The sequence below is a fragment of the Candidatus Bealeia paramacronuclearis genome (genome assembly GCF_035607555.1).
Classification (GTDB): Bacteria; Pseudomonadota; Alphaproteobacteria; order UBA9655; family UBA9655; genus Bealeia; species Bealeia paramacronuclearis.
This window is the reverse complement of record NZ_JAVHWZ010000001.1, coordinates 473,572-489,194: the sequence shown is the minus strand read 5'-3', so window position 1 is coordinate 489,194 and position 15,623 is coordinate 473,572. Positions and strand designations below refer to the sequence as shown.

Genomic DNA, 15,623 nt, shown 5'->3' with positions numbered 1-15,623 from the left:
AGATCATCCAAAAATCGCATAGGTATTATGCAAAAAATTAACAAATAAAAATATTGACTTTTTTTTAAAAAATAGTAATATTTTATAAAAAAATTATTTAATTTTTATGGATCCTATAATGAAATATCTAAATAATCAAAAATTTTTAAACTTAATGTTATGTGGTGCATTTTTGTCAAGTGTTTCCACACTTAACGCCATGAATGTTGGAGAAAATGAAAAAGAGTCACCTCAACACTCTACCGCACCTGGGAAGAAAGAAGTAGAACAGACTCAACAACCTATTAAAAAAACAATACAGCTAGTCTCTACGAATTTTAATGTTAATGGAAAAAAAATCACAGTTTCTATTCACTTATGCGTATAAAACAATAAATCCAGACAGAACACGTTTCTTTTTCGAGGGAGAAGCTTTAATTATCGACCCTACGAACACTCAATTCGATTCTTATGTCACGTCTCCCCTATTGCCCTGCATGCTCGGGCGTATATTGGATCCACAAACGGGCAAGTCTCTCGTTTTTCATAAGTCCCGCTCTCAGAAACTAGAAAGTCTGACACCTTCTTATAATAAACTAGGAACCACAAATCCATCTGCACTTGATGTAGAGCTTTACTCTTGCGAAATAAGTTCAGAAAAATTTAAGAGTTATGCGGAGAGTAGTGGTAAAAAAACTCAAGCTCAAGAAATTATGGATGTGAGAAATTGGCTGCGCGATACCTGGAAAATCCCTCAAAATAACATCGCGGTTCGTTTTTTTAGGTCTGAACAATATCTAAATCTCCCCGATCTTGGGAAATATGAAAACTGCCCCATAACGGTTGGAGTTACAAAAACAGGAGAGCTATTTCATACCTCACTTTTTGATGGAGATGTTTTTGGATTAGGCCAATTGAGTCTTCCTCGTAAGTTTAAGAACAAGGGATCTTTTGGAAATTTAAAATTAAGAGATCAGCAAATTATTGTATTATCTTTGACGACCAGGGTATTGTACCCCACAATAATAGATATTTTTGTAAAAAGTCAGAATGATACTAAAGAAATAAGAGATACTAAAAATTTCTTTGTGACTGATAAATTAGATCTTCCCTCTTCATCTTTGGCTAAATTCTTTAATGTTGTCTTAGGCGATGAAAAAATCGACGGAGACATCCCTTCCAAACTAAAAAATAATTAATCCTACACCTTGAAGAGCGTAGCATTCTATAAATTTAGCTGCGCTCTTCAAACATGTTAATCGCAAGAGCTCTCTCTTCTCCTTGAGTTCCGTCACAAACCAAAAACCAGGCTTCTAAGATTTCTTGGGCCAAATCTTCACTCAAAAGCCGGTTAGAAAGACAAAGGACATTAGCGTCGTTCCAAATGCGTGCGCCTTTGGCCGTTTCAGAATCTCCGCAAAGAGCGGCACGAATTCCTTTGACTTTATTGGCCGCAATCGAAATCCCAGTGCCAGTCCAACAGAAGAAAATCCCCTCTTCACAGTCTCCTTTTTGAATGGCTTGCGCTGCCTCCAATGCGCATTTCACCCACGGTTCTTCCTTTTGAGTTTGAAAGGCCCCAAAAAGGACTACGTCATGACCCCGCTTTTTCAACTCGTCAAAAATGACTTGGTGAATGGGAAATATCTCGTCAGTGGTAAGGGCAATTTTCATGGATGTTTTGTTCTTCAATAAGTTGGCCACCCAAAGACGTCACCATAGTTTTAATCTCATCGCAAGCTTTATCAATTTCAGGATAGGAAAATCCCCGTGTCACAAGAACTGTGCCCCAAATGCCTTCCCGAGAAAATGGATAGCTTCCAATTTCAAGGTGGGGATGGTTTTCTTGAATTTTGGTGAGCCCTTCGGCCACGTTTCCTTCTGGCAAAAGGCACGTGATGGAACGGGACAAAAGAGAAGGCCCTGATCCAAATTCTTCCTTTACAGAGTCCAGCATACTTTGCATGATTTTGGGGACGCCTGCCAAAATGTAGACATTTTCATAGGCAAATGCAGGGGCTCCCGAAAGTGGGGTTCGAATTAACCTCGCACCTCGTGGCATTTTGGCCATTTTCATGCGGGCTTCATTGAGCATTTCAGGCGTATAGTGTTTTTTGAGCTCAATGACCGATTCGGGATGATATTCGTAAGGCACGCCAAAAGCACGCGCGATGGCCTCAGGGGTGATATCATCATGGGTGGGACCAATGCCGCCCGTTGTGATTACAAAATCATAGCGTTTGCGCAAAGTATTGACGGCCTCAATAATCTCATCAAAATCATCCAAAATCATTCGCGATTCCATCAATCGAATGCCGTGCTGATTTAAGAATGTCGCCACATAGGCGAGATTTTTATCTTGAGTTCGCCCTGAGAGAATTTCGTTTCCAATAATGATCAGAGCTGCGGTGCGTTGTTTGGGAAGGGTCATGGTTGCCTCAATGAATAGTTATCGCATAGTATCCAAGAAACACCGCATTTGAAAAGAGACAACCTTATGGAATTTTCACCTCCCCTTCACAAAGGGATTCTTTTAAAACGCTACAAACGATTTTTGGCCGATGTTCTTTTGGATTCTGGAGAAGAGGTGATTGCCCATTGTGTCAATACAGGCGCAATGCTGGGAATTAAAGATCCTGGTACGCCCGTTTATCTCTCTTATGCTCCCAGTCCTAACCGAAAGCTTTCTTATACGTGGGAGATGGCAGAAGTCGAAGGCACCCTTGTGGGCGCTAATACCGCTCGTCCTAATTTTCTTGTGGGTGAAGCACTTCTCCAAAAACAACTGATTCCTTTCCAGTCTTATTCGAATATCAAACGGGAAGCCAAAATTAATGATAAAACCCGCCTGGATTTCTTGCTAAAAGAAGAAGGCCTTCCCGACTGTTATGTAGAAGTCAAAAACGTGCATTATAAAAAAGAAGGTCTTGCCCTTTTTCCAGACTCAGTCACTATTCGTGGCGCCAAACATATGGACGAGCTTTTAGAGCTCAAGTCCCAAGGATTCCAATGTGCCGTCCTTTATGTTGTTCAACGCGCAGATTGCAAAGGCTTTGGATTGGCCTCAGAGATTGATCCCAATTACGCTAAATCCACACTAAAAGCTCATTCAGATGGGGTTGAAATTTTCGCCTATTCTTGCCAATTAACCCCAAATGGCATTACACTGGCACACATTTTACCTTTGGAATTTTAAATGACTTACGCAACTGAACCTCAACGGGGATCCATCGTGATCCACAGCCTTCAAGATTTTGAAGGCATGCGCAAAAGCGGAAAACTAGCTGCAGAAACTTTGGACTTTATTACGCCTTACGTTCAGCCCGGAATTACGACGGAAGAACTCGATCGCCTCTGCCATGATTTTATTGTGAGCCATGGTGCGATTCCAGCGCCTCTAGGGTATCGGGGATTCCCCAAATCCATTTGCACCTCCATTAATTATGTTGTGTGCCACGGCATTCCAGGGCCTAAAAAACTTCAAAAAGGCGACATCATCAATATTGATGTAACTACCATTTTGGATGGGTGGTATGGCGATACCAGCCGTATGTTTGCTTTGGGCGAAATTCCCCTTCGTGCAAGAAAATTAATTGAGGTTACCTTTGAGGCGATGATGCGCTCAATTGAAATGGTCAAACCAGGCGTTCATTTGGGCGACATTGGTCATGCTATTCAAAGCTATGTCGAGCCCAAAGGATTTTCTGTCGTACGCGATTTTTGTGGTCATGGTGTGGGTCGTGTTTTCCATATGTCTCCCGAAGTGCTTCATTTCGGAAAACCGGGGACGGGACCTGTTTTAGAAGAAGGCATGTTTTTCACGATCGAACCCATGATTAACGCTGGAAAGCCTGATACCAAAGTCTTGGCCGATGAGTGGACAGCGGTCACTCGCGACAAATCTTTGTCGGCTCAATTTGAGCACAGCCTGGGGGTAACTGCCACAGGGTATGAGATTTTTACCCTTTCACCCACAGGCCTCAGTGAAAAGGCTCTCCCTTAATGGAAGATTTGAGGTTCGGACATCGCGAACGTTTAAGGTCTCGTTTTTTAGAAACGGACGGAAAAGGTGTTCAAGATTATGAGCTTTTAGAGATGATCTTATTTTCAGCAAAACCGCGAGGTGATGTGAAGCCTCTGGCAAAAATTCTTCTCAAAAAATTTGGGAGCTTAAAACAAGTTCTTCTAGCTCCCCCGCATGAACTTCAAAACGTTTCTGAAATGGGGCCTGCTGCGGTGACCACCATCAAACTCGCCCAGGAACTCACACAACGCATTTTACTTCAAGAAATTATGAACCAACCTGTTTTGAACAATTGGGAAAAGGTCATTCAATATTGCCAACATCAAATGGGTCATTTAAACCGCGAGCAACTTCGAATTTTATTTTTAGATCGCAAAAATCAACTTATTGCTGATGAAATCCAACAAGAGGGAACACTGGACCAAACTCCCATTTTCCCGCGCGAAGTCGTCAGACGGGCCCTTGAGCATGGCGCGGGAGCCCTTATTCTTGTGCACAATCATCCCTCAGGAGATCCCACACCTTCAGAAGCTGATATTCAAATTACCCAAAAAGTCATTCTAGCCGCGCGCACTATGGACATTCGTGTTCATGACCACATTATTGTGGGTCGTCACGAGTCAAAATCTTTTAAGCAATTAGGATTGATTTGAAGGCGTTATCACTTTTCCTTCTTGGCTTTTGCAGGAGCTTTCTTTGCCTTAGCCGGGACCTTTTTTGCCTTAGGTGCCGTTTTAGGCTTTGCAACCTTGAGAGGCGATTTTCTTTTAGGCTTTAAGGCATGCTCAGCAATCAATGTGACAGCACGATTAAGGCCTACGTCCAAGACATCATCGTTTTTAAGAGAGATGAATTCTTGGCCATGCTTAAGATAGGGACCAAAGCGCCCAAGGCCTGCAAAAACTTTTTCTTTGGTTTCAGGATGTATTCCTACTTCGCGGGGAAGTTTTCCCAAAGAAATCGCTTGCTCGAGCGTAAAATCTTGTGGTGCATATCCGCGCGGCAAAGAGGCACGCTTGGGCTTTTCACCTTTGGGAGCAGATTCACCCCATTGAGCATAAAATCCGTAAGGCCCTTTCTTGAGGTAAACTGGCAATTCTAAAACGGGATCAGTCCCGAGTAATTTATCTTCAAAATCTGAAGTGAGCTCTCCCCCTCTCTCACCTTGATCCCCTACATCAAGGGGGCGCGTGAATTTACATTCGGGATAGTTTGAGCACCCAATAAAGGCACCAAACTTTCCTACGCGCAAACCTAAGGTTCCCGTTTTACATTGCGTGCATTCCCTCGAGTTTTTACCGTCTTCTTTTTGTGGAAATAAATAGGAGGAGAGATGATCCTCCAAAACTTTCAAAACATCTGTAATCGTAAGTGGTTTTGTGGCATCAATGGCGGAGGAAAAATCACCCCAAAAATCATGAAGAACAGATTTCCATTGGAGGTCCCCAGCGGAAATATTATCCAACCGCTCTTCAAGGTCTGCCGTAAAATCATACTCTACATATTTATGGAAAAAGTTCATGAGGAAAGTTGTGACTAAACGACCTCGATCTTCTGGAGACAATTGACGGTTTTCATGTTTGACATAGCCGCGTTCTTGCAGCACCTGAAGAATGCGCGCATACGTTGAAGGGCGCCCAATTCCGAGCTCTTCCATCTTTTTCACAAGACTTGCTTCTGAATAACGGGGGGGAGGTTGTGTGAAATGCTGCTCAGGAATTGTGGTTTCCCGGTTTAAAGGATCTTTTTCATTCATTGCAGGAAGAAGACGTTGATCTTCCTCGTCATCCTGACCTTCATCCACACTTTCACGATAGAGCTTTAAAAATCCATCAAAAGCAATAGTAGAGCCATTGGCGCGGAAAAGAATTTTCTCGCTGGGGTTTCCAATGTCCACGCTCATTTGATCGAGTTCTGCAGGCGCCATTTGGGAGGCCATCATACGCTTCCAAATCAGTTCGTAAAGGCGCGCTTGATCGCGATCAAGATAAGAGGTCAGTTTTTGAGGGCGTCGTGCCAATTCCGTAGGGCGAATGGCTTCATGGGCTTCCTGGGCATTTTTAGCCTTACTTTTATACAAAGTTGGCGTTTCAGGAACGTATTCTTTACCAAAATCCTCACGAATGATTTGACGGGCTTCTTCAATAGCTGCGGGCTCGACCTGAATACTGTCCGTTCTCATGTAGGTAATCAGACCTGTGACTTCTCCCCCAATATCAACACCTTCATAAAGTTTTTGGGCCACCTGCATGGTCTTTTTAGGACTGAACCCCAATTTGCGGGAAGCTTCTTGTTGAATTGTGGAAGTTGTAAAAGGCGGTTTGGCCCGACGTTTTGTGCGTTTTTTCTCAATTTTAATAACCGCATACCCGTGCTTTAAAATTTCTTGAACAGCGTTTTCCGCATCCTCCTTGGATTTGAGATCAAACTTATCGAGTTTTTTATCATTCAAATGGGTTAGGCGTGCTGTGAAAATACGATTGGAGGGCGTTTTGAAATCCGCCTCAATAGTCCAGTATTCTTGGGAATCGAAAGCTTCAATTTCTTGCTCACGCTCCACAACAAGACGAAGGGCCACAGATTGAACGCGGCCTGCAGAACGGCTTCCAGGAAGCTTCCGCCACAAAACAGGAGAAAGCGTAAATCCCACCAAATAATCAAGGGACAGGCGTGCCAAATAAGCATCCACCAATTCTTGATCAATCTCACGCGGGTTTTTAAGGGCTTCCAAAACTGCATTTTTGGTGATCGCATTAAAGGCAATGCGCGAGGTTGGGATTTTGGGAAGCAATCCTTTTTCTTTTAAAATTTCAGCAATATGCCAAGAGATGGCCTCTCCTTCACGATCAGGGTCAGTCGCCAGATAAAGATGATCCGCTTTTTTAACGGCACTTGCAATTTCATTGACGTGCTTTTGAGATTTGGGATCAACCTCCCAGGTCATAGCAAAATCTTCATCGGGACGAACTGACCCGTTTTTCGAGGGAAGATCTCGGACATGACCAAAACTTGCAAAGACTTTAAAGTCTTTGCCCAAGTATTTTTCGATGGTTTTTGCCTTGGCGGGGGATTCTACGATGACGACGTTCATTATTCTGTCCAGTCTGGCATAAGTGAGACTTGCCCTCCAGGATGGCGCACGAGTCGGCCAGCAATCTCGAGTTCCAAAAGAACAAGCCAAATGTTTTGGGCTGAGAAGTGACACTCTCGTACCAATTCGTCAATAGAAATTGGAGCAATGCTTAAATTTTCTTGAATGATCTGCCGCATTTTTTCAAGTTGAGATGAGTCCATTTGATCAACTGTTTCATATTCATTTTCAATTTCACGCAAGTATTTTTGGTTAGGTGTCATCACATTGGTGATATCTTCAAGTGTTTCGACAAGATAAGCTCCCTGCTTGAGAAGCTGATTCGTGCCACGTGCGCGGGGATCGTAAGGACTTCCCGGAATTGCAAAAACATCACGACCTTGCTCAAGCGCGAAGCGTGCGGTGATAAGTGAACCCGATTTTAAAGCAGCTTCTACAATCAGAACACCTTGAGAAAGACCTGAGATAATGCGATTGCGCCGGGGGAAAAAAGAGGATTGCGGAACGGCTCCAAAGGGGGCCTCACTAATAATTAATCCTTCTTGTGAAATGCGGCGATAAAGCCCCTCATTTTCGGGGGGGTAAATATTATCAATACCGCCAGCAATGACTGCAATCGTCCCTGTGGAAAGAGCACCTTCGTGGGCAGCTGTATCAATCCCTCGAGCAAGTCCTGAAGTAATGACCCATCCAATATCCCCAAGACCTTTTGAGAATTTCCCGCCCATTTTTTTGGCAGGTAATGACGCGTTGCGGGCGCCCACAATTCCAAAACTGGGACGATTGAAAAGATTAAGATTACCAAGACAACTTAAAAGTGGAGGGGCACTTTCAACGGCTTTTAAAGGTGCAGGATAATGCGGATTTGAATAAGAAATCAGAGTGGCCCCAATTTTTTCATGAGCTTCAAGTTCCCGTGCGGCATCTTGAAGCGTTGGAATATGAAGATGTTTGAGTCTTCCGCCCTGTCGTGCCAATTGAGGCAGGGCTTCAAGAGCCGCAGGGGCAGAGCCGTATTGCTTCAAAAGACGATGAAACGTAAGAGGTCCTACATTTTCCGATCGCAAAAGCCGAAGCCAAGATGTGAGATCGTCACACGTCGTTGCCTCTATTTTGAAGTGGGGTTGTGTCGCCAATTTTGGACTCCTGGCCAAGAACTAATCTTCTTATATTATTTTTATGTGTAAATACCAGAAGAACCGCTAATCCCAAAGCATAATATGTCGTCATTAAATTTGTGAGGACAAAAGCAAAAAACGGACTTGTCACCGTTGCAACAAGGGCCGCCAAAGACGAATACCGGGTTATGGCAGCAATCGTGATCCATGTAACCAGCATCATGAGCGCCAGAGGCCAACTTAATCCAAGAGTAGCTCCAAAAGCAGTGGCAACACCTTTCCCCCCCCTAAATTTCAACCAAACAGGAAAGATGTGTCCAAAGACTGCAAAAAATCCAGCCAAAGGGGCAAGTTCAGGCTTGAAAATTGACGTTATATAAACGGGCAAAGTTCCCTTTGCGGCATCACAAAAAAAAGTAAGGGCTGCCACTTTTTTGTTGCCCGTGCGCAAAACATTGGTGGTTCCAATATTCCCCGATCCAATACTGCGAATATCCCCGAGCCCTGAGAATTTCGTGAAAATCAGTCCAAAGGGAATGCTCCCCATGAGGTACGTTCCCCCCATGATTATATAAGTTATCGGGTCAAAAAATGCATCAATCATAAAGACCATCTTATCAGGACTCAAAGTTAAGGTCACCTGAAAATGACAAAAACCTTCAGGTTTTCTTAATTTAGAACTTTCACTTCAAGATGCTTGAAAGGTTGAGCACTTTTCTAAATCGCACTACGGTCAAATTTGGGAATGCTCGGGTCAAACAAAGTCCATTTTGGAGCATTTTCAGTCCAAACATGCATATTGGGGGAGAAAATATTTTGATCGTCTAAACTGCTTGCCGCAACTATTCTAATATGGGGCCAGATTTCAGGTCTTCCAAATAGTGTGGAGCCACATGTTCCACAAAAACTTATATGAGCTTTTTTGCCGCTTGATCCCAACCTGACAAATTCTTTTGTTTTTCCTTGTATAATCAATGATTCTTGAGGGATCACAATGAAAGGCCAGGCCGCACCACCAGTCAGGCGCTGGCAAGCATGACAATGGCAAACACCAGATTTCAAGATATTAGCTTCAACCTTATATTGAATTGCGCCACAAAAGCATTTTCCTGTAATCATAATGTTCTCCTCGCTTTGTCAGATTGACATCCTAGACCAATTCCTAGACCAATTCCTAGACCAATTTTACTACCAGATAAAAGATCATAAATACTCAACCGTGGTAATGGCGCAATAAAAATCACCTTATATATATTAATAAATAATTAACATATAATCTATATAATGGGATAATTAGGTATTTTTGTTTTTATTTAAGGTGTGGTGACTGAAATGGCAAAGCGTATTTCTGGTAATGGCAAGGTTATTCATGGCAATACAGCAGGCGATGTGATTTTTGCCTATGGTCTGGGAGACACAATATATGGTGGCCCTGGAAACTCTTACATCGTAGCTCTTGGAAATGCCACCATTTTTGGAGGTGGGGGCAACGATTATATTTCGGTAGCCAGGGACACAAATACAATCAATGGTGGCGGCGGAAATGATATTATATTAGCCGGTTTGGGTAACGATACCATAATTCATAGCCTTACTCAAAATCTCAATGATCGAGGAGGCCAGGGGTATGGTTATTATGATGGGGGTGGCGGCTTTAATACTTTAGAGTTGCTTGTCACCCATGCACAAGACTCGGTGACCCTTCAGCGGGCCCTTGCAGCATTTGCAGTGTCAAATAAAAACACACTCTTTGATTTCAGACCCTATCATATTCTAGGCCTGAATATCGAAGCCAAGCATATCAACCAAATTACGACTCAATTTACGGATGCCGCTCCCGCCCCTCAGAATCATGCCCCCACCAACATTACGCTTTCCAATGCAGTTGTTGCTGAAAACACCCTTGTCCCCAGTTCAGGCCTTAAAATTGGAGATATCGTAATTACAGATCCTGATACAAATCTAGCCTTTAAGAATAATGATCTGAGTCTTTCTGGCGCAGATGCTGGAAAATTTCATATTGCCAATGGCGCTCTTTATTTGAATGCAGGACAAAACCTAAACTTTGAAGGACAATCCTCGTATGCGCTTAATATTATCGCCAAAGATCAGACAAATTCGGCGCTGAGTTTTACAAAAACATTTACCATCAACGTCACCGATGTGAACGAGGCTCCCACCAACATTACGCTTTCCAATGCAGTTGTTGCTGAAAATGTTCCTGCCGGCACTGTAATTGGGACTTTGAGCGATACAGACCCTGACACAAACCCAGCCTTCAAGACGGCAAATTATTCTCTGGTTTCAGGATATGGAGATGATGCAGCTTTTGCAATTGTAGGAAATCAGCTCAAGATTAATGATTCCCCTAATTTCGAAGCTAAATCTAGCTATGCGATCAAAGTTCACGTTAATGATGGGACGGCAGGATTTGATAAAGTCTTCACTATTGGAATCACAAATGTGAACGAGGCCCCCACAGCCGTGAATGACATATTGAATCAAAATGGGGATCCTCAAGCCCAAGAAGATGGTCCTGCTATTACGATTTTGGCCTCACGCCTTTTGGCCAATGATACAGACCCTGATGTTGGAGATACAAACCAAATTGTGAGTATCACAAACTCTGCGGCAGGGGCCCATGTTTCTCTCGATGCAGCAGGTAATGTTATTTATAATCCAGGAACTTTATTTCAGTCTCTGGGGGTGGGGAAAACAACAACGGATACATTCCAGTACACAATGCAAGATTCGGGGGGATTGCAATCAACAGCAACTGTTACGGTTATTATTAATGGCACTAACGATGCACCTGTGGCTGTGAATGATACACAATCAGGAGCTGAGGACACCGCCATTACAGGAAATGTTCTCATGAACGATACGGATATCGATGGTGACGCACTCAGTGTTACTGGGTTTAAGATAGCAGACCTGCAATCTATTTTTCCCCCTTCTATAGAGTTACCAGTCGAAAAAACTTTAAAGGATTTCTTTTCAATTATAGGCTTATCGCAAGGAGCCGCAGTAGCAATTCTTCAGAGTATTCATATAAGTGATTTTATACTTCATGCTGATGGATCTTATACACTCACGCCAGCGCCCAATTACAATGGTCCGATCTCCCAAATTACCTATTCAGTTTCTGATGGACATGGGGGGACGGCAAGTGGGAATTTGAATATTACGGTGACCCCTGTGAATGATGCACCCACTCTTTCTGTCAATCTTACGACAGCTCAATTAGATGACACAATAGGCGCCCCTATTTCTGATTCCACTAGCAACCCCATCCAATTCACAGTCACTGATCCAGACCCAGGGGATACACATCATTACGTCATTACAAATGCCTCTGGCGTTATCGATAATCGTTTTGAAATTGTGAATGACCAATTGAAATTAAAGTCTGGAGTGAGCCTTGATTATGAAGACCCCTCCATTTCCAATCATACGCTGATCCTGAATGTGACAGCATTGGATTCTCAAAATGCTGTATCGAATGTCCAAAAAATCACACTTCAAATTACAGATCAGTCCAGTGATACAATCACGTCTTCAGGGATTCCTGTTGCGAATATCACAGTAAATGAAGGAAGTGCTTTTACAACTCAAGATCTGAGTTTAGCCAATGTGGTGACCCATGGAGATCCAGATGATCCTTTGAGTTTTGCACTTTTGGAACAAAGTGGAGGCTCAAGCGATTTTACAGCTTGGCAACCTATTCCTGGAATCACATTTAATACCTCAACGGGAGTATTTTCAGGAATTCCTCAAGACAAACAAGTCGGCGTTACAAACTTTGAAATCAAAGTCACAACAAGCGATGGTCATACAGCGACCTCAAATCCTTTCACGGTTACGGTTGTTGATGTGATTGATTCCATCACAGTGTCTTCGCAAACAACAAATCAATCCACAACAGAAGGGACTTCCATAACGCCATTTTCGGTGGCCAGTGCCTTCTCTCAAGCAGATACAGATGATGGTTTGCTCTATTCTGCAACAGGGCTTCCCAATGGCCTCAGTATTGATTCAAATACAGGCCTAATTTCTGGGACACCTACTGACTTGAATGGCAATGAAGTCACCGGATCCTATTCCGTAACAGTGACAGCCCAAAACGCAGTTGAGGGTGCAACTGGTGCTAAAGCTTCGGAAGCCTTCACGATTACTGTTAATGATTCTGTTCCTGTTGGAATACCTATTCCTACTCAATCCGCAACGGTGGGCGATACGTTTAGCATCAATGCAGCAGATTTTTTTACAGATTCCGACAATGACCTCACCTATACATTATCTGCTTCAATTCAAGGAAGATTAATAACATTTCTTCCTGTCTCCGTTTCTGGCTCGACATTTTCACTTAATCCTGTCTCTGCAAGTTTGACTAATAACATATACACATTAAAAGCTTCTGATCCCAGTGGAAATTCAGCCTCAGAAAGTTTTCGATTAACTTTAAATCCAGCATCTACCCCAATCTCTGTTCCTGATCATTTTTCTACAACTAATAGTTCTATTAATTTTAGTTCAAATGATTTGATACTTAATAACACTTTATTTTTCAATGATTTAAATCCTGACGGAAGTCTAATCACCACAACTTCAGGCGCAACAATTGCGAGTGTAAGCACGCCAACCATCACACTACCTTCTGAATACACCTCTACGATTGGATCTTTCAGTGTCACCGCAATGACGAGTAATGATATTACCGCAGAACTTAAGACGGCAAACCTTTTCCTCTCCCCTGGAATTACCGTCTTTGCAGGATATGATATTAAAGGTACAGGAAACTTAGATAATGAGTTTGTATTAACAGGCACGACTCACAATCAAGACGCTTACCTATTTGTATTGAGTGATGGCACAGTAGACCTCATTAAAAACAATGCTTTTGAATTTTTATCTCCACCCATCAACCCTAATCCAAATCAACTAATTTCTGGAAAGACCATCACATTGACATTTAATTATGCAATTCAAGAGAACAATGTTTTATCACCAGCAGTTTCTGATACGATTAATGTTGTGGGTCCAAATGCAAGCACTAGCAATAATGTTGTTTTTGTAGCAACCTCTACCGATACCGTTCTTACAAGTGGGCCGGGAAATGATCTTCTTGTGGGTCAAAGTGGAGTTCAGGACACTTTTGTTTATAATTTTTCAGCCTCAAGCCTTGGACATGACAAGATCCTCAATTTTAATGCGGGTAATGTTCTGGATCAGATTGATTTTCAGAATCTCAAGGATTCTAATGGTGATGGTATGATTACCATCTTCGATCTTATAGGCCTCACCGATGTGGCAAATAATGGAAGTGGAGGTGCTAAAATTGAAATGTTTAGTGATATCGCCCACACCACCCTTATCGGGACCATCGATTTGGGATCAAGCGTTCTTTACACAGGACCTGTAGGAGGGAGCAATTCAATTACCAGTTACAACTATACGTTTACAAATCCTTTCCAAGCAAGAACGTCAAACTTCATTACCATTGATAATAATCACGCTCCCACAATTGTGAATCCAATCCCTAATCAGTCGGGGGCTCCAAACTGCACTATAACCGTAAATCTTGCAAATGTTTTTTCAGATGTAGATGTAGGTGATGTTTTAAGTTACACAGTGAGATTGGTAAGCAATGGCCTGGGCATTGGCATCTTCGTAAAAACATCACCCTTATTAACCCTCACGTTCCCTCCAGTAGGACTTACAAGAGCCTATACTTACGAAATCATGGCTACGGATTCCCATGGCGCTTCTGTCATAGATTCTGTGACGTTAACACTCACTCCTCCCACGGTGACCCTCCTTTCTTCTCAGTCAGCAATTGTAGGCGATTCTGTGACTTTGACATCAACTGTCACTGACCCCAATAATGATCTTCTCATTTATCAGTGGACTCAAAACGGAACTATCATACAGGGTTTCACAAGCTCATCTCTGACATTCTCTAATGTCAGCACTGCTAATGCAGGTACTTATACATTAAGAGTCCACGATACGGTGACCGGGCTTTATGCAACGTCGAATGGAGAGACTTTGTCCGTGACAGCACCCAGTTTTCCAGCGCCACTTCTTGCACATCAAACTCCGGATCAAAATGTGATTGTGGGAAAAACTGAAACACTGAATTTATTAGGCATTTTTTCATTCACAGACCCTGCTGGCGTGAAATATTCAATTAATTGGGGAGATGGCAACATTTCTCAAGCTACCAGTGGAACAACCACATCTGCGTCGCATACTTATACAACTTCCGGGGCCTATACAGTTACGCTGACAGCCACGGATGTCAGTGATTCCAACCAGCAAACAAACGAAACCTTTACGATTAACGCATTAATTCCTTCTAATTATCTCTTTGATCATAATGTGGCGGACCCTAGCAACAAATTTCTTTCAGATACAACAACATCCTTGCCCCTAGTTCAGGCCCTCACAACACCCGTGCAAATTATCAATATGCCAGATGCCAGCCTCACCACGTTAGGGCATGATCTCCTATTTGGAGCTGCATTTCAATTCTCCCTGATTGAAGGGGGCATGACTTTTGGAAAGGGTATGTATACTAATATTAGTCCAAGTATAATTACCACAATACCTTTTGAGGTTATGGCTTATGGGGCGAACACCTTTACCTCCTACAACGTCGTTTTAGGAACGTCGAACGCTGATAGTATTAATCTTTTAAACTCAAAGACAAATAATTTGATTTTTACTTTGGGAGGCGATGACACAATCACTGGAAGCCATTTGGGTGATAATTATATCGTTGCAGGAACGGGTAAAGATACTATCACCGGCGGAATTGGCCATCAGAACACCGTCAGTTATCAATGGGATATTTCAGATGTGACTGTGACGTTGGGCACTTCCGGCTCTGCTTCAGGCACAGGAATCGTAGATAAACTTTCTAATATTCAAAATGTTGTTGGTGGGTTGGGTAATGATACAATCACAGGGGATGGAAATAATAATATCCTGGAAGGTGGTCCTGGCACAAATACCCTCACGGGTGGCGGAGGGTCGGATACCTTTATTTATAATTTTTCCACTCTCAATAGCTCAGGCCCTGCCAATGATACCATCAAAGATTTCGGCCCCAATGCTGTCAATTATACGCTTCAGTTTCAACATGTGATGGATGTTGTTCACACAGATGGGACATCAGGTCCTGATGGCGTTATTGATACCCATGATCTTTTAGCGCTCACTGATGTAGTAAACGACGGTTCAGGAAATGCCAAGATTGAAATGTTTTCGTCAACAACGCATGATCCGGCTCATCTCATCGGGACCATCGATTTGATAGCTATAACTTACACCGGAGCCGCTCTTGCAAATTACTCAAGCCTCCACACAACTATTGTTTAGTGTGGCATTACACACCCAAAAGCTCCAG

Annotated in this window: 12 protein-coding genes; 6 read left to right on the top strand and 6 right to left on the bottom strand. The window is 42.8% G+C overall.

The window, feature by feature from the left end:
- Positions 1–118: 118 nt before the first annotated feature.
- Positions 119–367 carry a hypothetical protein gene (locus Bealeia2_RS02470; RefSeq protein ID WP_331255558.1) on the top strand — a complete coding sequence of 83 codons (249 nt, stop codon included), beginning with the start codon at positions 119–121 and terminating at the stop codon, positions 365–367.
- Positions 327–1,178 (top strand): hypothetical protein, encoded by an 852-nt coding sequence (locus Bealeia2_RS02465; RefSeq protein ID WP_331255557.1) that lies wholly within the window; start codon positions 327–329, stop codon positions 1,176–1,178. The genes Bealeia2_RS02470 and Bealeia2_RS02465 overlap by 41 nt, the downstream gene beginning before the upstream one ends.
- A 34-nt stretch (positions 1,179–1,212) precedes the next feature.
- Here the strand turns inward: Bealeia2_RS02465 and Bealeia2_RS02460 are convergent, their stop codons facing one another.
- Positions 1,213–1,653 carry an RpiB/LacA/LacB family sugar-phosphate isomerase gene (locus Bealeia2_RS02460; protein WP_331255556.1) on the bottom strand — a complete coding sequence of 147 codons (441 nt, stop codon included), beginning with the start codon at positions 1,651–1,653 and terminating at the stop codon, positions 1,213–1,215.
- On the bottom strand, positions 1,631–2,410 hold the full coding sequence (locus Bealeia2_RS02455; RefSeq protein WP_331255555.1) for a competence/damage-inducible protein A: 780 nt from the start codon (positions 2,408–2,410) through the stop codon (positions 1,631–1,633). Before Bealeia2_RS02455 ends, Bealeia2_RS02460 begins: the two co-directional genes overlap by 23 nt.
- A 66-nt stretch (positions 2,411–2,476) precedes the next feature.
- On the opposite strand from Bealeia2_RS02455, the gene sfsA reads away from it, so the two are divergent.
- The 3 genes from sfsA to radC are packed head-to-tail and all read left to right on the top strand — an operon-like array spanning position 2,477 to position 4,656.
- Entirely contained in the window at positions 2,477–3,175 is a 699-nt protein-coding gene (gene sfsA / locus Bealeia2_RS02450) for a DNA/RNA nuclease SfsA (protein WP_331255554.1), read from the top strand.
- On the top strand, positions 3,176–3,982 hold the full coding sequence (map, locus tag Bealeia2_RS02445) for a type I methionyl aminopeptidase (RefSeq protein ID WP_331255553.1): 807 nt from the start codon (positions 3,176–3,178) through the stop codon (positions 3,980–3,982).
- Entirely contained in the window at positions 3,982–4,656 is a 675-nt protein-coding gene (gene radC / locus Bealeia2_RS02440; RefSeq protein ID WP_331255552.1) for a RadC family protein, read from the top strand. The genes map and radC overlap by 1 nt, the downstream gene beginning before the upstream one ends.
- Positions 4,657–4,664: 8 nt before the next feature.
- Here the strand turns inward: radC and topA are convergent, their stop codons facing one another.
- The 4 genes from topA to Bealeia2_RS02420 form a co-directional block, all read right to left on the bottom strand.
- On the bottom strand, positions 4,665–7,094 hold the full coding sequence (gene topA, locus Bealeia2_RS02435) for a type I DNA topoisomerase (RefSeq protein WP_331255551.1): 2,430 nt from the start codon (positions 7,092–7,094) through the stop codon (positions 4,665–4,667).
- Positions 7,094–8,230, bottom strand: a complete 1,137-nt coding sequence (gene dprA / locus Bealeia2_RS02430; RefSeq protein ID WP_331255550.1) for a DNA-processing protein DprA — start codon at positions 8,228–8,230, stop codon at positions 7,094–7,096. The genes topA and dprA overlap by 1 nt, the downstream gene beginning before the upstream one ends.
- Positions 8,187–8,816 (bottom strand): glycerol-3-phosphate 1-O-acyltransferase PlsY, encoded by a 630-nt coding sequence (gene plsY, locus Bealeia2_RS02425; RefSeq protein WP_414437839.1) that lies wholly within the window; start codon positions 8,814–8,816, stop codon positions 8,187–8,189. The genes dprA and plsY overlap by 44 nt, the downstream gene beginning before the upstream one ends.
- Before the next feature lie 113 nt (positions 8,817–8,929).
- Positions 8,930–9,331, bottom strand: a complete 402-nt coding sequence (locus Bealeia2_RS02420) for a GFA family protein (RefSeq protein WP_331255548.1) — start codon at positions 9,329–9,331, stop codon at positions 8,930–8,932.
- A 213-nt stretch (positions 9,332–9,544) separates the two neighbouring features.
- Between Bealeia2_RS02420 and Bealeia2_RS02415 the strand changes: the two genes are divergently transcribed.
- On the top strand, positions 9,545–15,595 hold the full coding sequence (locus Bealeia2_RS02415; protein ID WP_331255547.1) for an Ig-like domain-containing protein: 6,051 nt from the start codon (positions 9,545–9,547) through the stop codon (positions 15,593–15,595).
- The last annotated feature ends 28 nt before the right edge of the window (positions 15,596–15,623 follow it).